The 20,307-nt window shown below is 35.6% G+C and carries 15 protein-coding genes and 4 tRNA genes; 7 read left to right on the top strand and 12 right to left on the bottom strand.

Annotated elements, in window-relative coordinates; all coding sequences use genetic code 11:
* Positions 1–222 precede the first annotated feature (222 nt).
* Positions 223–3,024 carry a T9SS type B sorting domain-containing protein gene (locus MJQ71_RS16655; RefSeq protein WP_238807832.1) on the top strand — a complete coding sequence of 934 codons (2,802 nt, stop codon included), beginning with the start codon at positions 223–225 and terminating at the stop codon, positions 3,022–3,024.
* A 189-nt stretch (positions 3,025–3,213) separates the two neighbouring features.
* A complete protein-coding gene (locus MJQ71_RS16650) occupies positions 3,214–4,164 on the top strand; it encodes a LytTR family transcriptional regulator DNA-binding domain-containing protein (RefSeq protein WP_238807831.1) in 951 nt (316 codons plus the stop codon).
* A 77-nt stretch (positions 4,165–4,241) separates the two neighbouring features.
* Here the strand turns inward: MJQ71_RS16650 and MJQ71_RS16645 are convergent, their stop codons facing one another.
* The gene (locus tag MJQ71_RS16645) at positions 4,242–5,477 is read right to left on the bottom strand and encodes an NAD(P)/FAD-dependent oxidoreductase (RefSeq protein WP_238807830.1); all 1,236 of its coding nucleotides are present in this window, start codon (positions 5,475–5,477) and stop codon (positions 4,242–4,244) included.
* A 219-nt stretch (positions 5,478–5,696) separates the two neighbouring features.
* On the opposite strand from MJQ71_RS16645, the gene MJQ71_RS16640 reads away from it, so the two are divergent.
* Positions 5,697–6,470, top strand: a complete 774-nt coding sequence (locus MJQ71_RS16640; protein WP_238807828.1) for an alpha/beta fold hydrolase — start codon at positions 5,697–5,699, stop codon at positions 6,468–6,470.
* 26 nt (positions 6,471–6,496) lie between these two features.
* Positions 6,497–7,177: a CBS domain-containing protein gene (locus tag MJQ71_RS16635; RefSeq protein ID WP_238807827.1), complete on the top strand. Its 681-nt coding sequence runs from the start codon at positions 6,497–6,499 to the stop codon at positions 7,175–7,177.
* Position 7,178: 1 nt separating this feature from the next.
* Here MJQ71_RS16635 and MJQ71_RS16630 read toward each other — a convergent pair whose 3' ends face one another.
* The 9 genes from MJQ71_RS16630 to MJQ71_RS16590 all read right to left on the bottom strand — a co-directional run bounded on the left by MJQ71_RS16630 (position 7,179) and on the right by MJQ71_RS16590 (position 15,594).
* Positions 7,179–8,402, bottom strand: a complete 1,224-nt coding sequence (locus tag MJQ71_RS16630; protein ID WP_238807826.1) for a TCR/Tet family MFS transporter — start codon at positions 8,400–8,402, stop codon at positions 7,179–7,181.
* Positions 8,403–8,429: 27 nt separating this feature from the next.
* A complete protein-coding gene (locus MJQ71_RS16625) occupies positions 8,430–10,943 on the bottom strand; it encodes a YfhO family protein (protein ID WP_238807825.1) in 2,514 nt (837 codons plus the stop codon).
* Between the two features lie 129 nt (positions 10,944–11,072).
* Positions 11,073–12,260: an elongation factor Tu gene (gene tuf / locus MJQ71_RS16620; protein ID WP_238807824.1), complete on the bottom strand. Its 1,188-nt coding sequence runs from the start codon at positions 12,258–12,260 to the stop codon at positions 11,073–11,075.
* A 113-nt stretch (positions 12,261–12,373) separates the two neighbouring features.
* Positions 12,374–12,445: transfer RNA gene (locus MJQ71_RS16615), tRNA-Thr, on the bottom strand.
* A gap of 24 nt (positions 12,446–12,469) precedes the next feature.
* Positions 12,470–12,542: transfer RNA gene (locus MJQ71_RS16610), tRNA-Gly, on the bottom strand.
* Positions 12,543–12,565: 23 nt separating this feature from the next.
* Positions 12,566–12,648 (bottom strand) — tRNA-Tyr (locus MJQ71_RS16605).
* A 334-nt stretch (positions 12,649–12,982) separates the two neighbouring features.
* Positions 12,983–14,017 (bottom strand): porin family protein, encoded by a 1,035-nt coding sequence (locus MJQ71_RS16600; protein ID WP_238807823.1) that lies wholly within the window; start codon positions 14,015–14,017, stop codon positions 12,983–12,985.
* Positions 14,018–14,076: 59 nt separating this feature from the next.
* The gene (locus MJQ71_RS16595; protein ID WP_238807822.1) at positions 14,077–14,979 is read right to left on the bottom strand and encodes a hypothetical protein; all 903 of its coding nucleotides are present in this window, start codon (positions 14,977–14,979) and stop codon (positions 14,077–14,079) included.
* Between the two features lie 39 nt (positions 14,980–15,018).
* On the bottom strand, positions 15,019–15,594 hold the full coding sequence (locus tag MJQ71_RS16590) for an RNA polymerase sigma factor (protein WP_238807821.1): 576 nt from the start codon (positions 15,592–15,594) through the stop codon (positions 15,019–15,021).
* Positions 15,595–15,833: 239 nt separating this feature from the next.
* On the opposite strand from MJQ71_RS16590, the gene MJQ71_RS16585 reads away from it, so the two are divergent.
* Positions 15,834–15,904, top strand: a tRNA-Cys gene (locus MJQ71_RS16585).
* Between the two features lie 96 nt (positions 15,905–16,000).
* On the opposite strand, the gene MJQ71_RS16580 is transcribed toward MJQ71_RS16585, so the two are convergent.
* A complete protein-coding gene (locus tag MJQ71_RS16580) occupies positions 16,001–16,630 on the bottom strand; it encodes a 3-keto-disaccharide hydrolase (protein ID WP_238807820.1) in 630 nt (209 codons plus the stop codon).
* 107 nt (positions 16,631–16,737) lie between these two features.
* On the bottom strand, positions 16,738–18,000 hold the full coding sequence (locus MJQ71_RS16575; protein ID WP_238807819.1) for an MFS transporter: 1,263 nt from the start codon (positions 17,998–18,000) through the stop codon (positions 16,738–16,740).
* 239 nt (positions 18,001–18,239) lie between these two features.
* On the opposite strand from MJQ71_RS16575, the gene MJQ71_RS16570 reads away from it, so the two are divergent.
* Together MJQ71_RS16570 and MJQ71_RS16565 are read left to right on the top strand one after the other, a co-directional pair.
* Positions 18,240–19,268 (top strand): zinc-dependent alcohol dehydrogenase, encoded by a 1,029-nt coding sequence (locus tag MJQ71_RS16570; RefSeq protein ID WP_238807817.1) that lies wholly within the window; start codon positions 18,240–18,242, stop codon positions 19,266–19,268.
* Positions 19,265–20,185: an AEC family transporter gene (locus tag MJQ71_RS16565; RefSeq protein ID WP_238807815.1), complete on the top strand. Its 921-nt coding sequence runs from the start codon at positions 19,265–19,267 to the stop codon at positions 20,183–20,185. Before MJQ71_RS16570 ends, MJQ71_RS16565 begins: the two co-directional genes overlap by 4 nt.
* Positions 20,186–20,307: the final 122 nt, after the last annotated feature.

The raw sequence follows: 20,307 nt of genomic DNA, 5'->3' as shown, positions 1-20,307 counted from the left end.
GCTTAGAATCAATAAAACTTTTCACTTTTTTGATAATTTGCTATCGAATTAAAAATCCAACAAGTTGTTTTGTAAAATTGTTTTCAAAAAATCCATTCAATCTTAACACAAGGTTTATTTTTTTTCGTTTATATTTATGTAAATCCTAATCAATAGTCTATGAAACCATTGAAGTTTATATTTTTTTTAATCATTTTTAGTGTTTTAGGCCTGTCAAGTGCAATGGCTACCCACATTAGAGCGGGCGAAATTACAGCCAAAAGAATATCAAATACGAGTTTAACTTATCGTGTTACGCTCACAACTTACACTGACCAAATCAATGGAGTACAAGCCAATGAAGGGCAAAACTTTGTAAAGTTTTATTTTGGTGTCACGGGTGTTCCATTATATGATGTTAAACGTAAGAAAAAAACACTTATCAACGCCTCTACAATGTGTAATGTTTATGACACAACATTCACATTTCCTGCTCAAGGACGATACACTATTACTTGTGCAATTACTAATCGAAATGCAAATACAGTAAACCTTCCAGGAAGAACAGATGAAATTAGTTTTTTTGTAGAAACAACCATCGTTGTTAATGGAACTTTGGGGTTAAATAATACACCCGTACTGCTTAATATTCCGATTGATACTGCGGGTGTAGGAAAAAGATTTATACACAACCCTGGTGCTTTTGATGCTGATGGTGATAGTTTAGCTTACCGATTGACCATTCCCAAAAGAGATTTTGGTGAAGGCTCTGGTCTTGGAGAAACAATTACTGGCTATAAAGACCCAGCTACATTAGGACAACCGTTGCTCACTGAAGATGGTTCGGGGGCTTCTTTTTTCAAGATTGATGCAATTACTGGAGATTTAATTTGGGATGCCCCTGGCAAATGGACAACCCCTCAATATCAAATAAATGTTGCTTTCATAATCGAAGAATGGCGGAAAGGAAACAATGGACTTTATTCCAAAATCGGAGAAATTACGAGAGATATGCAAATTATCGTAGTTGAAACGCCCAATAATCGACCCTTATTAACCGTGCCAAATCAGATTTGTGTGGAAGCAGGTGAAAAAGTTGAATTTAAGGTAACAGCCATTGATAAAGATAATAATAATTTAAAAATAACCACAAATGGTGGCGTCTATAATCGTGATGCAGGGGGCCTAAATGCGAGTTACGTTGCTCCTCTCGAAGCCAAATTTACTCCTTTAAATCAAACTCAAAAAAGTCCAGCTTCTGGTACTTTTACATGGGAAACCAACTGTAAACACGTTCGAGGGCAAGCCTACGATGTATTGTTTAAAGTAGAAGATTTCCCTGGAAGGTTTGCTGTGCAGTTGACTGACATTAAGACCGTCAAAATTAAAGTCATTCCACCTAGGCCAAGAGGTTTAAATGCTAAAAATACCGAACGTGGAGTTGAATTGCGTTGGCAGCAATATCCTGATTGTAATATTCAAAACGCAGAAATAGTTGTTTACCGTAAAGAAGGATGTTCAAACTATATTCCTGCTCAATGCGAAATTGGCTTACCTGCTTCATTAGGTTTTGTGGAAGTTGCTAGAGTTTCGGTAAAAGATACTTTCTTCCTCGATACAAAAGCACAAAATGGTAAGATTTATAGTTATAGTTTGGTAGCAAATTTGGCTAGTTCGGAGTTTGTTTCGATTCCGAGTGTACCTTCTAATGAAGCCTGTGTTGGAAGTGAACTCCCACAAAGAGCTCCAGTGATTACGAATGTAAGCGTTGAGAAAACTGATAATCAGACTGGTCGAATTTTGGTAAAATGGACTCGTCCATTAAATTTTGATTCGACCGAACACAAAGGGCCTTATCAATATAAACTTTACCGAGCAACGGGTATAAATGGCGGAACTTTTCAGCTCGTAACTAGTATTTCTACAAAAGTTAACAAAACGGCCGATACTGTTTTTGTTGATGATGGTCTTAATACTGTTTCAAATGGATATACATATAAAGTTGCTTTTATTTACGAAAGCGATAAAGTTTTGGCAGAAAGTCAAGTAGCTAGCAGTGTTCGATTAACTGTAAATTCGGATGCTCAAAAAGTAAAACTGAGCTGGCAAGCAAATGTCCCATGGAACAACGATAATCGTAAACATCGAATTTATAGAGAATCAAAAACCAATCCAGGCACGTTCAATATCATTGCAGAAGTATCAGTGCAAGCAGTCAACACATTCACATATTTTGATGATGGCACTGACAAATTTCCTGATGATGGCATAAATACTATTCCGATGGTAGTTGATACCTCGTATTGTTACAAAGTTGAAACCGTCGGAGCATACGCTCGCTTGCCGCAGCTAGGTTTACTTTATAACTTTTCACAAGTAAACTGTGGAACACCGATTGATAATACGCCACCTTGTCCACCAGTATTTAGTACCGAAGAAATAAACTGCCAAAATCTCGACCGAAAAGCCATTTGTGAATCGAATAGCATTTCAAATAAATTTACTTGGCGAACGCCTATAAGTGCAAGCGGTATTGTCTGTAGAGTTGATATTTTAAAATACAACATTTATTATGCACGTTATAAAGACGAACAACCCAAACTTTTGGCAACAGTTTCAGCACTCGAAAATTCGTTTATTCATGTAAAACCGTTGCAAGATGGTTTTGCGGGCTGCTATTACATCACGGCAGTTAATCGTTTGAATATTGAAAGTGGCCCAAGTAATATTATATGTAAAGATAATTGTCCGATTGTTGAATTGCCGAATGTATTAACACCAAACAGCGATGGCAAAAATGACACATTTACGCCAATGACTTGTTCGGCATTTATCAAATCCATTAGTATTGAAATTTATAACCGCTACGGCACGAAAGTATATCAATCAAGTGGAGAAAGCCTCAATTGGGATGGAAAATCTAATAATGGAGCAGAACTAGCCTCTGGTACATATTATTATATTTCTCAAGTTGTAATTCAGCGATTAGATAAAAATGACGAGATTCCAACAACAATCAAAGGTTGGATTGAGTTGATAAGATAACGGCTCTGTTTTTAGTAAAAATAGTTTGTTCTATTTGACCGATAAAGTTAAACAGAACAAACTATTTTTTTGAATGACACTTTTTAAGAACAAAATACTATCTTTGCCCTCCGTTTTTGGTATAATTTTTGAGATTTGTACTAGAAAACACTAAAATTAAGGCTAAACAAACACTAGATTGAATTTAAAATGAACATTTTACGTAATATTTTGGGCTTCTTCAGCCATGTTTTTCGCAGTATCACTAATGGAATCACTCAGTTTTTTGCTTTTATTAGTAAACAAATCACTGCTTTAGTCTTATCATTAAAAAAACCAATGGCTACTTCCATCAACTCAATTAGAGGATTTATTATTTCTCTTTTAGTGGGTTTGTTTGTTGCTATCGTTGCTATCGGCGTACAACCTTTCGGAATTTCTGAATTTGCTAGCGAATCAAAAACCTTATATTTAATCGGTTTTGGACTAGTTGCTTTTATAGGCATGCTGATTGCAAAATTCGTTTTGCCTGCAATTTTATCAAGTTTTTATAACGACCAACAATGGACAATTAGCCGACAAATCATTCATCTTTCGGCCACAATATTGATTACAGGTTCATTGATTATGATTTATAGTAATGCTTTCAAAATTACATCTTTTGAGTTTTTAGATATTCTAAAAGCGGTAGTTGTTAGTATCATTCCGATTACAATTATTACTTTTATTCAACAAAAACTCTTTCATGCTAAGTTTTCAACTACTGCTGAAGACATCAATAATAGTCTTGATTCGTTGAACCCTCCAACCAGCAAACATTTATTTCCAGTATTAGTTTTTGGTGAAAGCGGGCAAAAGTTAAGTCTTGTTCCGAATCAATTGATTTATGCCGAAACATCAAAAGATTCAACTGATTTTTATTGGCAAAGCCTCTTAGGCGTTGAAAAAACAACCATTCAAACGCCACTAGCCAAAGTAGAAAAGGAATTGGCAGCACATCCACAATTTGTGCGTTTACATAGAAATTTCGTTATCAATTTGCGTGGTATTCATAAAGTTGAAGGAAATGCCAGAGGATATCGTTTACGTATTGCTCGAACAGCACACGAGATTCCTGTTTCTTGGAAATTTCATAAAAAACTAGAAAAAATAGGTCAATAAATAATTGACACACAAACAAAAAGAGCAGCTCTTATTTTTACAGAGCTGCTCTTTTTGTTTGTTTTGATTGTTACAATCTAAGCTTCCATTATCATTCCTGCCACTTCCCTACCCGTTTGCATAGCTGCGTTGAGCGATGGATATGATAAATAATCTCCACAACGATAAAGATTATCCGCTAATTTTAAATCTTGTTTTACACTTCCTGCACGATATTGTACCAACGATTCTGGGATATGATAAGTTTTTAAATGCTTCCATACATTTACTTGAGCTCCAAACCAATCAAATAATTCACGTTTGATTCGACTCGTCAGGTTTCGTTCATCCAATCTATCCAAACCTTGTGTACTCACCGAAATCAATGATTTACCAGCACTACCATAATTTATCGAAATATCGCTCGGAACACAAACATTATGCACAACTCCTCTACGATTTGGATTTAGAGCGATAAACTTTTCTCCTTTAAGCGGTGACGATTCGGCAGAGAAATACGTGCAAGTTGTTATATTATAAGTTCGTTTATTTGTTTCACCCAATAAATCATCGCTTGTATGCGGGTCTGTTGCGACAACTATTTTATCGGCTGTTAGCACTTCTCCTCCTTCTAAAAATATCTGATTTCCTTCAAAACCTTTCACGCGACTATTTTTTCGAATGCGATTATTAGGAATCATTTCAGCAATTTGTTCGGGAATTGCTTGAATTCCATCAGCAGGAATGGCAGCATCTCCTCTAAAAAACTGTTTAAACACAAACTGAAAAAAATTACTCGAAGTCACCAAGTCATTTTCGAGAAAAACTCCACCAAAAAATGGTTTGAAAAAATTATTAATCATTTTATCACTCCAACCATAATTTTTCAAGAAGGTAAGTGTATCGGTTGCATCCATCTTGAAAAAATCTTCATCAGGAATTTCGGCTAAATCATTGGCAAATTTTCTTATTTTAAGTTTATCACTCAACGAACCCACCGAAGAAAAAGCCATTGTGATGTATGCCATTTTATTCCGAAAAGGATTTTCCATTTTCATAAATCCCTTTTCAGCTTTAATCATAGACCCCGAAGTAAAATACTTTAAGTCTAAATTATTATAATTAAGTATTTTTTTTGCTTCTGGATAATTCGTTAACAATACCTGAAAGCCCCTATCTAACAAAAATCCATCTACTTTATCAGTACGAACTCTTCCACCAAGAGCATCAGACCCCTCTAAAAGCATAAAACCATACCCTTTTTCATTAAGATATTTAGCACAAGTTAGCCCTGAAATACCACCACCAATGATTACTGTTGAAAAATCATTCATAAACTTTTATTGAAGGTTTGACGTTTTTAAATTAAAAGTTTTGAAAATTCGATTTTAAAGCCCTATTTTGTCTTTAATAAGCACAAATATACCAAGCATTATTATACCTTTTACCAATTAGGTTCTCAGAATTATCAATTCGTTGTTTAATAAAACAGTATATTTTAAAAATTTAGTACAACACAAACATAATAGTAATTAGAAATTTACATTTATCGAATGAATTACGAAATAAAACAAGAAGGCGAATTCAAATACATTGACGAAGGTCAAGGTGATACTTTACTTATTTTACATGGGCTTTTTGGAGCATTAAGTAATTTTGATGATGTTATTGAAGGATTCAAACACCGTTGCAGAATTGTTATTCCTGTAATGCCGATTTATGATATGCCTATGCGAGAAGCAAGCCTCGAAGGTTTACAATCATTTATCGAGCGATTTGTGGCATTTAAACAATTGGATGACATCATTATTTTAGGAAACTCTTTGGGCGGACACGTTGGCTTACTTTATACACTTGCACATCAAGAAAGTATCAAAGCGTTAGTGTTGACGGGTAGTTCGGGTTTATTTGAAAACACGATGGGTGGTTCTTTCCCAAAACGTGGTAATTATGAATACATCCGAGAAAGAGTCTCATACACTTTTTACGACCCTAATACTGCTACAAAAGAATTGATTGATGAATGTTTTGAAATTACTTCGAGCATTCCAAAATGTATGAATATCGTACAAATTGCTAAATCGGCTCAAAGACATAACATTGCCAAGGAAATCCAAAGTATTCATGTTCAAACCTGTTTAATTTGGGGCTTAAATGATACAATTACACCTCCTCACGTAGGTTTTGAGTTTAATCGTCTAATCAAAAACTCTGAATTATATTTTATTGACAAGTGCTGCCATGCCCCAATGATGGAACGTCCAGTTGAATTTAATATTTATCTCGAAAATTTTCTTGATAAAATTCAAACAGAAGTGGTAGCATAGCGTTTAATTATAAAACTTAGCCTCCAATGACAACTGCTGAAATTATTAACCACGAATTACCAATCTTAAAGCCATCGGATACCGTTGGAAATGCTTTAAATTGGATGGAAGAAAATCGCATTGGGCAATTAGTAGTTGCTAATGAAGGCAAATATTCTGGCATTGTGAGTGAAGAAGTTTTGATGAATTATGACGAAGACAAGCAGCTTTCTGAAGTAATGTTGCAGTTTTCCGAAATATTCTTGTATGATTATCAACACATTTATGAGTGTTTGGGCTTAATCTCAAAATATTATTCGGGAGGTATTCCACTACAAATTGTTGGAGTTGTTGATGAAGAGCAAAATTTTGTTGGAACAATAACTGCAGCAGATTTATATAGCAAATTTGCTGAATTATTAGGAAGTCAAGAGCCTGGTGCTGTTTTGGTTGTTTCTATTAAAAACCGAGATTATTCGCTTGCCGAAATCAGTCGTTTAGTTGAGTCTGATAATGCTAAGATTTTGAGTAGCTATTATTCAGGAAATACTTTTCTAAGTAACGATTCGGCAAGCCTTACACTGAAAATTAATCGAGAAAGTGTTACTTCGATTATTGCTACACTTGAGCGATTTGGTTATATCGTTGAAGCAAGTTACGCTCACGAACCCATCGAAAGTATTGAGCAAGAACGTTATAATATGCTAATGAAATACCTAAGTGTCTAACTTACTCTGTATGACTAGGATTTTTCTTTAAAGTCCTGATTATCAACAACAAACTCATTGCTGTCAATATTGCTCCAGCCATAAATGCAACTCCTGGAAAATAAATTGGAGCATCTTTCGCCGTAAATTTATAAAAAAGAAAAGTCATCAAAATTGGGCCAATAATTGCAGCAACGCTATTTAAACTGGTGAGCGAACCTTGTAATTCACCTTGCTCGTTGGCTGGCACTTGCGATGAAATAATGCCTTGCATGGCTGGCCCTGCTAAACCTCCCAACGAAAATGGAACCATAATTGCGTACATCATCCAACCTTGATTAGCAAAAGCATAAGCAAATGAGCCTAAAATAGAAAAAGTAAAACCCACATAAATGGCATTTTTAGTTCCTAGTTTTGGAATCGCAATTCTTGTGAGACCTCCCTGCACTAAAGCAATCATAAATCCGATGAACGTCAATGACCAGCCAATTTCTTTACTTGACCAATTAAATCTTTCTTTAGCAAAATATGACCAAGTGCCTTGCGTAGAAAAGTTAGAAATATATACCAAAAACAACGCCGTAATCAAACCAATTAACATCGGAAAGCGACGTAAATTTATTAACGCACCAATAGGATTTGCTCTTTTCCAGTCAAATTTCCTTCTATTTTCGGGTTTTAATGATTCAGGAAGTACAAAATAGCCATAAAGCCAATTGATTAAAGTTAAGATTCCTGAAACCATAAAAGGCACTCTGGTACCAAAATCACTTGCAATTCCGCCAATAATTGGTCCAACTATAAACCCTAAACCAAAAGCCGCACCAATCATTCCAAAGTTTTGGGCTCTTTTTTCGGGAGTACTAACATCTGCCATGTAAGCAGCAGCCGTAGTAAAACTAGCTCCCATAATACCTGCAATTATTCTTCCAACAAATAACCAACCAATTGTAGGTGCAAAAGTTAGCAATAAATAATCTAAACCAAATCCAAAAAGTGATGCTAAAAGAATGGGTCTTCGTCCGAACTGGTCACTCAAACCACCCACAATCGGCGAGCAAATAAATTGCATAACTGAATAAGCTGCAAATAAAAAACCTCCATAACGAGCCGCACCGCTTACATCTGTATGAGCCAATTCAGAAATTAATGAAGGCATCACTGGAATAATTATTCCAAAACCAATCGAATCAATTAAAACAGTAATAAAAACAAAAATTGTAGCGGCACTTCGTTTTTCAGACATGAGAGCTTATTTTTAAATTAAAATGAATTATGCTATTTTTTGGCTTTGATTTTTTGTACTTTTTTTCTTTCGCAAATTAAAAAAAGTAATTCCTACCCCAAAAAGTAAAACTGAAAATAATGACAAATAAGTGCCTTCTTTTACGTAAGGTGGCTCAAATGTAAGTTCAATTTTATGATTTCCTTTTTCTAATAAAATCCCCATCAAACCAGCATCAACTTTTTCTATATTAGCCATTTTTCCATCAACTGAGGCCGACCAGCCTTTATCATAAGGAATGGAAAGAAATAATATTTTTGAATTTTTAAGTTGAATCTCTCCTTTAATCTGATTTGGTAGAAATTCTTTAATTTGGAGCGTATCTTGTGTTGCTTTGACTACCCAATTTTTTAAAACTTCAATTGTAACACCTCCCGTCGGTAAATTTGCCGATGTAGTTTCGTTAAAACCTTTCAACCGTGCTTGAAAATCTTTAGTCACAGATACGGTTTGTAACAAAATTGCCTGACGACTTACAGAATCAAGTTTTTCAAAATTTTCATTTGAAATATAACTATCAAATGTAACACCCAAAGGAAAAGTATCTTTTATACGAAAAATCTTCACATCTTTAAACATTGCTACCGAATCTTGGTTCGCATTACGAAGATAAGAAGCATTTATATCCTTTGTTAAAAAATATTTCACCCCGCAAAGTCGCTGGATAATTGGTGAAGCAAAAACACCCAAAAGCCATCGGCTACTATTTTCATCATTTTTTTTAATCAATTTTACGCTTTCTAAAAAATTTACATAATTTAATTGATTAAAGGAATGATACGAACGAGTTCCATAATATTCTTGAATTTTAGCGTCATTCACACTTCCATGAATTGCAGTGCCTGAAGCATAATTTTTTTCTATTCTATAAAAATTCGCATCTTTCTTCTTCAAATAGTCAACGGCTTCGATTGTAGCATCTTTAAAACCTACATTTGTATCATTGAGTTCTTGTTTAGTATAAGCATCACGTTTTTTAAGGGAGTTTGAAGAAAAATATATAACCTCAACTATTACAAAAACGCCTAGCAATACAAAAGCAAAAACTCTAAGTTTGGCATTCCGAGCCGTAACCAATAATCCAGTGTAAAGAATTATAAAAATATTGATTATACTTTTAAGTCCTTTATCAACAATTTGCCCTTCGGAAGCAACTGTATTTATTATCAATAATAGGACTAATGCAGTTATTCCTAAAGCAATTAGGTTAATTTTTCCAGTTTCATACAAATAATTTAACGCTCTCATGCTATAAAAAAGCAAAAGACTAACAATTAGTAGGGAAATTGTTCGGTAATAATCTCCTGTAAACAGCCAAAATGCATAACGGAAATAAGGAAAAATAATAAGTATCAAACAAAGACCTATAAGTGTTCCATATATGATTTTTTGTTTACGGTTTAACTGAAAGAATAACTGTGGTGTTAATAATAAGCTCAAAAAACCACAATAAAATATAGGAGCTTCCATGTAATTTTGCCAGCCACTATAACTTTTTCCATCACCTAAAATATCGCTAGAAAACATTCTCAATAAAACCGTTGAGTATTCTTTCCATTCTGCAAAGCTAAAGATTGGAATATTTTTAAGTGTAGAACCATAAGAATAATTGCCACTTACGCGTGGACTATCAATCATTTGTTGCAAATTGCTCCACGTTTGAAAAGAACCTAAGCCAATACCTAATAATCCTAGTCCTAAGAAAACGCCCGCATACTTCGCGAAACGTAAAGTCTTCAATGAGTTTTTTTCGGCATATCTGGCTGTCACATAAACAAGGAGCATTAGACTATATAAGTACAAATCAAATGGTTGATGAATACCAACTAATGCTATCGCAATTGGAAAAAGTATCCAATTCTTTCTAAAAAGCAATTGTTCGACACTATAAAGCAATAGAGCAACATGTAAAACCTCAAGAGGAAATTTATCAACAGTCCAAGTCCCCCCAATAATTACATAGCCACAAAAAGTAAAAAGAAATCCTCCAATCAATGAAGGGAAATTTTTCAACTGCAAACTTTTCAGGTATAAAAAGAAGAAAATACCTGCTAAAAACATATATATAACCTGCATCCAAATCATTACAGATGCACTATTTGTTTTAAAAATCAGGAATAATACAGAGCTAATGGGGTCGAACCAAAACGGGTGAACATTTTGTCCTAATCCTTGTTGAAACGACCACTTCGGCATCGAACCAAATTTTTCAAGGTAACTGGCGTGATGATAAAACTGAGGATATATTAGATTATATGAATCACTTCCAATATCTCTAAACATATATGCGTACTTACCCCAAATAAAACCTTTATAGATCCAGGCAAGCATCAAGATAATAATACTTGAAAACAATACTAATAGTTTGATTTGTGGTAATTTTTCAAGAAAACCTATCTCCGAAGATAAAGAGGCTTCTACATCCTCCCGCACTTCGTTATTAATATTGTTATTAATATTATTTGTAAGAGTTTTCCCTTGTCCTTTTTTAGTCTTACTCATATTCAAGCATTGGTTTGATTACTTCATTTGCAAAAATAGCAAATGACTTGCCAAATTTTTCATAAATGTATAAAAACAAAAAAGCGTTCTCTTTCGAGAACGCTTTTTATATTTTCAGCTTAAAATAAATTAAGCAAGGATTTCTGTTACTTGACCAGCACCTACAGTACGTCCACCTTCACGAATCGCAAAACGAAGACCTTTATCCATAGCAATTGCACTGATTAATTTAACTTCGATAGTGATATTATCACCTGGCATAACCATCTCTACTCCTGCTGGTAACGTGATTTCTCCTGTTACGTCAGTTGTACGGAAGTAGAATTGAGGACGGTATTTGTTAAAGAATGGAGTATGACGTCCACCTTCTTCTTTGCTCAATACATAAACCTCAGCTTTGAAATGAGCATGTGGTTTTACCGAACCTGGCTTACAAATAACCATACCACGCTTGATATCAGCTTTCTCAATACCACGAAGCAATAAACCTACGTTATCACCAGCTTCTCCACGGTCAAGGATTTTACGGAACATCTCAACACCAGTTACAACTGATTTTAAGTTTTCAGCACCCATACCTAAGATTTCAACTGGCTCAGAAGAGTTAATTACACCTGTTTCGATACGACCTGTAGCAACAGTTCCACGACCAGTGATAGAGAATACGTCTTCAACTGGCATCAAAAATGGCTTGTCAGTTGCACGTGGAGGAAGTGGAATAAATGAGTCCACAGCATCCATTAATTCATCTATTTTAGCAACCCAAGCTGGCTCTCCGTTCAAACCACCAAGAGCAGAACCTTGAATTACAGGGATATTATCACCATCATATTTGTAGAATGATAATAACTCACGAATTTCCATTTCAACTAGTTCTAACAATTCTGGATCATCAACCATATCCACTTTGTTCATGAATACAACTAATTGAGGAACACCTACTTGGCGAGCCAAAAGGATGTGCTCACGAGTTTGTGGCATCGGACCGTCAGTTGCAGCAACTACAAGGATAGCACCGTCCATTTGAGCAGCACCAGTTACCATGTTCTTAACGTAGTCAGCGTGACCAGGACAGTCAACGTGTGCATAGTGACGATTGGCTGTTGCATATTCTACGTGAGCAGTATTAATAGTAATACCACGCTCTTTTTCTTCTGGAGCATTGTCAATTGACGAGAAATCTCTCTTCTCTGCCAAACCTTTTTCTGCAAGTACTTTCGTGATGGCAGCCGTCAAAGTAGTTTTACCGTGGTCAACGTGACCGATGGTACCAATATTTACGTGAGGCTTACTACGGTCAAAATTTTCTTTTGCCATGATTGATAAAGTCTATTATTGTTGTTCTTATATACTTAATTTAAACTAATGCTAATCGGTTGAAACATAATTGTTTCGTTGCTGAGAAGACTCCTTAATTAAACCAAGAAAAGAGCCTTCAAGCAGAATCGGACTGCCGACCTCTTCCTTACCAAGGAAGTGCTCTACCACTGAGCTATGAAGGCTTTTCAGTGAGCAATTTTCAAAAGAGCGGGAGACGGGTCTCGAACCCGCCACCTATAGCTTGGAAGGCTATCGCTCTACCAAATGAGCTACTCCCGCTTGTATTTCATTAAATTAAAGAGTGGGGGCGGATGGATTCGAACCACCGTAAGCGTAAGCTAGCAGATTTACAGTCTGCCCCATTTGGCCACTCTGGTACACCCCCTTTTGTTTACTTTACCCTTTTCAGAAACGATGTTGAATAACTTTGTCGCTGAATTGGAGTGCAAAATTATATCCTTTTTTTGTTTTGTCAAATAGTTGACGATATTTTTTTTAAAATATTTCAAAAAAATATTTTCTACTATCAAAAAAGCACTTTTCAGCGTGCAAAAGTATATAAAACCTCAGATATTTGTTTAAAAATATTCATAAAAACAATTTCCATATCATAATCTGATTTGAACTTAGGTCTGCTTGAATTTAAAAATTGAAAAAGCCATCTGAATTTTTCAGACAGCCTTCTATCTTAATTACTTGTGTAAAACAAAATTCTCAAGTTATAATCTTAGACCAACACTCCATGCTTGTAAACCTTTTGCATTAATTTGCTCCGATTTAAACATTTCACTCAAGTCATATCTAAAAAAGAATGTTACTCCTTTTCGTTTTCCTAATTCGGCAGTTAAACCGTATCTAAAATCATTCAAACTATAACTTCCTTTTAACTTTTCTTTTTTGCCATCATCGTATTTCAACTTGCTATATCCTCCTATTCGATAGCCAACATAACCGCCTAATCCGATTCTGAATTTTGCTTCTTCAAAACCAAAATTTAACATCATCGGAAAATTTAACATGGGTACAACCAGTTTACTTTTCGATAAATTTTGTCCAAAATCTTTGAATACAACTTGTTTTCCTGACATTTGAACGGTATTGTTTTCTTCCAGCATAAAGTTATTCCACGCCACTTCTGGCCCATAGCTAAAAGCTAAATCAACTTGTTTTCCATTGATAAGCGTGGCATTTCGGCGAAATGAAAGGGCAACATACCTTGAGCCCCAAGTGTCAAGTGAAGAGCCTGTTGTTGCTCCTTTTGCCCAATTGTTGAGACCGATATAAAGGCCAAAGTCGCTACGAGAAAAGAAACGTCCTGAACCAGTTTTTTTCTTTTTTACTTCATTTTCTGACTCGGGTTCTTCTTTGTACACTCTTTCTTCATGACTCCAATGGTCGCCATCATTACGAAGGGTATCTTGTTTGACCGATATTTCTTTGGGAGCTTTTAGTACGATTTTAATACTACGCCCATCACGAGCAATGACTAGAATTGTGTCTTGTTTCTCACCCTCATTTCCTGCTAAAACAACAGCTTTTTTTCTTTCAACAGAGTCAACGCCAATGCTTTTCAAGACATTATCAAGGTCAAGCGTTTTGGGTAAATCAAAATCTCGTTTACTGGACGTATATACTGTAACTCTTTTTTTGACTCCTTTGTCTGTAAACTCAACAATAGTCGTATCTGATTTGATATTTGCTTTTACTGATAAAACACTAATCATCAGGAATAAAGCTAGGTATAGTTTTTTCATTGTTTTAATGTATTTTTTCGTCTAAATATTGTTTGGTCTGGCCTGTTGCCAGATATTGATTAATCTCTTTTTTGAAGGCGTCCGACTTTTCTTTGGACAAAATCACGTACATCGGTTATATCTTCTTTCAAAACGCTGTTATCAACTCTTGCCAACACATCTTTTACACCCAATTTTTTCAAATCTACTTTTTCACCATATTTAAAATGCTTGTATTCTCCATAAAGTTTAGCAACAAACGATTTGGCATTTTCTTCCTTCTCGCTGCCCAAGCGTTTGGCCTCAGCGAGCGTTATTTCAGAATCTGAGTCAATTGCAACAATTATTTCAGGTTCACGTTTTTTGGGTTCAAGAACTAGAACTACGGATTCTCCTATATCGGTTTTAAAAAGTCCTTGATTTTTCTCTTCGGTTATGTTCGTATTTTCAATTATTGGATTTGTAAAAATTTGATTCACAGCCACATTGGTCAATACTTCTGGCGAATCATCCATGATTTTATTATCAACTTTATTTGCTTGAATTTCAACTTTAGCGATATTATTTTCAGGAATATAAACAGGCGAAACCCCTGAAGCGTTTTTATTTATTTTGAAATTTTGCTTTATTGATTTTTCTAGCGTTTGATTTTTATTTTCGTTAGAAGCAAGTGCTTGATTATCAATGTTTTTTCTACTATCAACACCCGCTTCTCTTCTTAATTTCAGAACGTGATTGCTAGCTAATGAGCTATTATTTGGCGTATTTGTTTGCGACAAAAACCCTACTGATAGAGCAATTACAACACCTGCGGCAGCAGCATAATAAGCCCAATTACGATTGATTAAGAAAAAGCCACCTTTCGGTTTTTGCTGTTTTTCTGACAAACGTGCCTGAAATTTCTCAAATGCTTTTTGAGAAGGTTCTTGTCGATGTTCTACCAATTTTTTGGCAAAAAGGTCGTCAATCGGATGTTTTTTCATTTTTATTATGGTGTTCATTTATCCCTCTTCATTAATAAATTATCCAAGGGTTTTTCTTTCCAAAGTGCGTGCGTCTTGCGATTTCATTACTTTAGCTTGCAACATTGCCCTTGCTCTACTGAGTTGCGACTTCGATGTTCCTTCTGAAATCCCAAGCATTTCGCCAATTTCTTGGTGATTATAGCCTTCAATGGCATAAAGGTTAAAAACGGTTCGATAACCCACTGGTAATTCTTCAATTATTTGCATCAAATCGGCGGCTTCGAGGTCAGTGCTGAAAGAAGATTCATTTGGTTCTTCGACAGCATATTCTAAATCTACGATAATCATTTTTTTGCTTCTAACATACATTAAAGCTTCGTTTACCATGATTTTGCGTATCCAACCTTCAAAACTTCCTTGAAATGTAAATTGGTCGATTTTATCGAATACTCGCATAAAACCATCAATCATTACATCCTCGGCTTCCATTTTATCACCTACGTAGCGTGTGCAAACCGCCAGCATTTTCGACGAAAACTTTTCGTAAAGTCGCGTTTGTGCTTTGGGGTCTTGACGCTGTACGGCTCTTGCGAGGTCGTATTCGTTCGTAAAAAGTGATAAAAGTTTAGCCATAAAATCTTGTGTTCAATAGCAAGATGCAAAAAAATAAGAATAGGGTTGCATAGCGTTCAAAACTTTTTTAAAAAGTATGATTAAATAAGGCGTATGTAATTTTTTTTTATTTTTTTCGGAAAAGCTTTGGCACTTTGGCACGAGTCTTGTACTTTTGCATTCCGAATTCAAGGCAAGGATAAACAAATCATAAATCTAAGCCTTAACAAAGTAGTATTTGTGATTCGTACATAAAAAATGGTCCTGTGGCCGAGTGGCTAGGCAGAGCTCTGCAAAAGCTTCTACAGCGGTTCGAATCCGCTCGGGACCTCTCAAAACAACAAAAAGCACCTCAAAAGGGTGCTTTTTGTTGTTTTTGGCTTTTGCGGAGAATAAAAATGTATAATTTCGATAAACGCGTTCCTCGTTACTTCAAAATCTTAATCTTAATATCTTTAAAATAGGCGATGCTTTTGGGGTCGTGGCCTTGTAGGGCAACCGTACCCGAACTCAATCTTTTTAGTCCACGGTTTTCAGGGAGCGTGTCGGGCTCGGTATAATCAACCGCTACTTTATCATCAATTTTTATGATGATGTGCTTGTCTTGCACAATGATATGGTATTCGTACCACTCGTTGTCTTTCGCAAAATTTTCTTTTACATCATTTATGCCATACAAACTTCCTGTTTTACGCCAGTCGGTGTGCGTTTGGTTTACTTGCACTTCGTAGCCTTTTTCGAGCCAGCCTTTTGCCTGATAAGCCGTATGAATAAATATTCCTGAGTTTGAGCCAGGTAATGTTTTTGCTTTTATTTTAAGTTCAAAATTCTTAAAATCATGGTTGCCAACAGCTCCTTCATAAAACAAATGGGTTCGTTCGCCAGCTACTTTAATTGTTCCGTCTTCAATAGAAAATGTGGCTGGATGGTCTTCGTTTATATGCCAACCGTCAAAGGTTTTTCCATCAAAAAGTGAAACCCAGCCTTTTTCCTTTTTCTGAGAAAAAGCGAAGTTGATTGACACCAAAAAGCACAATAACAATGATAATTTTTTCATGATTAAATTGATTCGTATGGGTTGAATATTCTTTTAAAGACACTAATTTACACATTCATTTTATCTAACGCTGTGCTATCTGATAATAATTATTCTTGAAATTATTATCAACTCAAATTCTCTGATTTCAAACTATAAACAGCCAGTCCTGTTACCAAAAGAGGCAGCGAGAAAAGGCTAAAAAGCATTTGAATACTTAGTCCAGCATCAGATAAAATGCCAAAAAGTGTCGGTCCAATAATTGCTCCCATACGCCCTACTCCTATCGAAAACCCAACACCAGTTGTGCGAATCTCGGTTGGATAAACCCTCGAAATAGTTGGATACATTCCATTAAAACCGCCTTGTACGAAAATACCAATGAAGAATATCATTACAAAAATCATGGCTGTATTGAGCGTAAAATTGCCATAAATCAACATCACTCCAAATGCCAAAAGCATGAAACTCAACACCGTTTTTTTCAAGCCAAATCTACCTGCTACCCAACCCATCGAGGCCGTTCCGATGGCTGCTCCTGCATTGAGTGCAATACCTACGTAAGTGGCCATTTCAAAAGGTAAACCCGCATCTTTAGCAATGTTTGGCACCCAACTCATGAGCGTGTAGAGCGTAAGAAAACCAAAGAAAATAGCCAGCCAAACCTTAAAAGTAGAGTTTCGGTAAGCTGGTTTGAATAATTCTTTAATTGGTGCGGCAGCTTGTTCTGTAGGTTTTTGCGGCAACGTTTCGATGCCTTGATGCCCCATCTTTTCAAGCAGTTCATTCATTTTTTTATAGGCGTTTTCGGGTTGCTGTTTCGCCAAAAACGCTAATGAATCAGTCATATAAACAAAGACCCCAATAAGCATCAGCAATGAAATACAGCCCGCGAACAAAAAGGCAAATCGCCAACCAAACTCAGGAATGGCATAAGCACAGAAAAAACCCGTAAAAATTGCCCCTACAGGCCAACCCGCTTGCACCAAGCCGACATTAAAATCTCGGTTTTTGTTGTTTGAAAACTCTGATGCTGTTGCAGCCATTGTTGGCAAAATTCCACCAATACCCAAGCCAGTCAAAAAACGCAGCATTAATAATTGGCTGTAAGAATTACAAATGAAAACCAATAACATTCCACTTGTAATCAAAATCAATGAAATTAGAAAAACCTTCCGACGACCAATTTTATCGCCCAAAGGAGCTACAAAAAAAGCTCCCGCCATCATTCCTGCCAAACCTGCACTAAAAACATACCCCAATTCGGTTTTTGAAAGCCCCCATTCTTTAGTAATATCTGAGCCAGAAAACGAAACGACTAACACATCAATACCATCATTCATGTTTAGAACAAAGCAAATAGCCACAATAATGATTTGGAAGGTACTCATTGGACTATTGTCGATGAGATTTTTGAAACGATTTTGTAGGTTAGAATAGATCATAGGGTTGAATTAGAATCAAATCACAAAAATGCTTCATTTCAAATAAATAAGCTATTTTCTCAGTAAAATATATTTTCTTTGCGGCTTATTCTTTTGTTATTTTTTGTTTTCTTGAATATCTTTTGTCAATAAAGCATTGATTAACAATATATTACGAAAACAGAAATACCTTCATAAATGATAGCATGAGTATGCGAGGAGCATTTTTAAACAAACCTAACGAAATACTGATAAAAGAAACCGAAATTCCTGAGCCAAAAGCTGGGGAAGTGCGGGTGCGTTTATCGAAAGTTGGTATTTGCGGGTCGGATGTCCATTTATTTTTAGGACATCGTTTGTTAGCAAATCCAACTATTATTGGACACGAAGGGTTGGGTTTTGTTGATAAAATCGGAGAAGGCGTAATCAATCGAAACATTGGAGAAAGAGTAGCCATTGAACCAAATATCCCATGCCGAAAATGTCAGTATTGCATGAGTGGGCGAGGAAATATCTGCACCAATAAGCGAGTAATTGGCCTAACTGAAGCAGGTTGTTTTGCAGAATATGTCACACTTCCTACTGAATTTGCGTGGAAAATTCCTGATGAAATCTCCGACGAAGATGCAGTTGTACTTGAGCCGTCAGCCGTAGCGATACACGCTCTTTTTATGACAAAAACCAAATCTGGTGATGCCATCGCAGTGATTGGTTTGGGGGCAATAGGTTTGTTGGTTACACATTTAGCTCTTTCGTTGGGCTATCAGGTTTTTGTAAGTGAACTCAACGCTGCAAAAGTAACAATGGCCACTGATATGGGAGCAATTGCAGTTTCACCAGCGGGAGATTTGGATGCTCAAACAGCAGAATTATCAAAAATTTGGCTAGAAAATAATGTTTCGGCTGTATTTGAGTGTGCTGGCTCGGCATTTACGGCTTCGTTGGCAACAGCTGCGGCTCCACGTGGTTCGGAAATTGTTTTGGTTGGACTTTCTGGAAATTTGGCAACTTTCACACCGCTGAAAATAGCTCGTGAAGGTATTCATGTTGTACCTTCAATCATTTATGACCACCCTTTTGACTTTGCTCGAACGATACAACTCATTCGCTCAAAAACTATTTGTCCGAGTTTTATTATATCAAGTTACGCTTCTTTAGAAAATCTTCAAAGTGCTTTAGAAGCAGCCGCAACAGGAAATGAAAGTAAAATCGTAGTAAATATTTTAAATAAATGACTCAAACTAATAATGTTTTTATACTTACCCTTGCCATTATTCTTTTAGGGTTTTTGTTAAAAAAATACAATTATATTACAGAAAAAGAAGGAAAAACAATTTCAAGATTTTTGATGCACACTACTTTTCCCGCTCTGATGATAATCTCTACGGCCAGAGTAGAATTAGACGCTTCTTTACTTTTAATTCCATTATTCTGTATTGTTTTTTGCTCCATAATGATAGCTATTGCGTGGTTTTGGTTTGCAAAATATCCTAATGATTTACGTGGGGTTTTGACAATGGGTGCAGGCGGATTGAACGTAGGGCTTTTTGGTTTTCCGATTATCGAGGGTTTATTCGGAAAAGAGTCTTTGGTTTATGCAGTGATGTTTGATATTGGCAATACAATTATTGTTTTTGGTGTAGTTTATCCTATTGGTAGCTATTTTTCTTCTAATCATAAAGGCTTGCCTGAGTTTAAAACACTTGTAAAAAAAATCTTTAGTTTACCACCTGTCTTAGGAATGGTTATTGGTCTGTCTATTAATTTTTCTTCGGTCGAAATGCCGCCATTATTTTTTGATTTCCTTGACATATTAGCTAAAGCAAACAAACCTTTGGTTTTGCTTTTGATAGGAATTTATCTAAGCTTTGAATTAGACAAAAAACAAATGATGGCAATATCAAAAGTCTTGGTTATTCGTTATTCTGTTGGTTTGCTTTTGGTGATTGTTTTGTATTATACATTGCCCCACGATGCACTTTTATATAGCGTTTTGGTGATTTGCGTAATTTTACCTTCAGGTCTAACAATTTTACCTTTTTCCGACGAACTCAATTACGATTCTCGCATTGCAGGCACGCTCATCAATATTTCGCTGCTCATTAGTTTTGTATTGATGTGGGGATTGGTTTTAGGGTTACACTTAAACTAATTTTTTAGCAAAACTCTTCAAATTATTGCTAATAAAAGTGATAATTCACAGAATTTGGTTACACTATAATTATATTTTGAATTCAGTAATTTGATGGATATATTTGGCTTATCCAAACTAAG

The organism is Emticicia aquatica, assembly GCF_923079645.1.
Lineage (GTDB): Bacteria > Bacteroidota > Bacteroidia > Cytophagales > Spirosomataceae > Emticicia > Emticicia aquatica.
Note: the sequence above shows the minus strand (reverse complement) of the source record. Positions and strands in the feature narration are given on the sequence as shown.

Coding starts and splice junctions, on each gene's coding strand:
- MJQ71_RS16630 (WP_238807826.1), bottom strand. CDS start 8,402: ATGTCTGAAAAACGAAGTGCCGCTACAATTTTTGTTTTTATTACTGTT.
- MJQ71_RS16580 (WP_238807820.1), bottom strand. CDS start 16,630: ATGAAAAAATTATCATTGTTATTGTGCTTTTTGGTGTCAATCAACTTC.
- MJQ71_RS16645 (WP_238807830.1), bottom strand. CDS start 5,477: ATGAATGATTTTTCAACAGTAATCATTGGTGGTGGTATTTCAGGGCTA.
- MJQ71_RS16570 (WP_238807817.1), top strand. CDS start 18,240: ATGAGTATGCGAGGAGCATTTTTAAACAAACCTAACGAAATACTGATA.
- MJQ71_RS16575 (WP_238807819.1), bottom strand. CDS start 18,000: ATGAGTACCTTCCAAATCATTATTGTGGCTATTTGCTTTGTTCTAAAC.
- MJQ71_RS16650 (WP_238807831.1), top strand. CDS start 3,214: ATGAACATTTTACGTAATATTTTGGGCTTCTTCAGCCATGTTTTTCGC.
- MJQ71_RS16625 (WP_238807825.1), bottom strand. CDS start 10,943: ATGAGTAAGACTAAAAAAGGACAAGGGAAAACTCTTACAAATAATATT.
- MJQ71_RS16640 (WP_238807828.1), top strand. CDS start 5,697: ATGAATTACGAAATAAAACAAGAAGGCGAATTCAAATACATTGACGAA.
- MJQ71_RS16565 (WP_238807815.1), top strand. CDS start 19,265: ATGACTCAAACTAATAATGTTTTTATACTTACCCTTGCCATTATTCTT.
- tuf (WP_238807824.1), bottom strand. CDS start 12,260: ATGGCAAAAGAAAATTTTGACCGTAGTAAGCCTCACGTAAATATTGGT.
- MJQ71_RS16635 (WP_238807827.1), top strand. CDS start 6,497: ATGACAACTGCTGAAATTATTAACCACGAATTACCAATCTTAAAGCCA.
- MJQ71_RS16590 (WP_238807821.1), bottom strand. CDS start 15,594: ATGGCTAAACTTTTATCACTTTTTACGAACGAATACGACCTCGCAAGA.
- MJQ71_RS16600 (WP_238807823.1), bottom strand. CDS start 14,017: ATGAAAAAACTATACCTAGCTTTATTCCTGATGATTAGTGTTTTATCA.
- MJQ71_RS16595 (WP_238807822.1), bottom strand. CDS start 14,979: ATGAAAAAACATCCGATTGACGACCTTTTTGCCAAAAAATTGGTAGAA.
- MJQ71_RS16655 (WP_238807832.1), top strand. CDS start 223: ATGGCTACCCACATTAGAGCGGGCGAAATTACAGCCAAAAGAATATCA.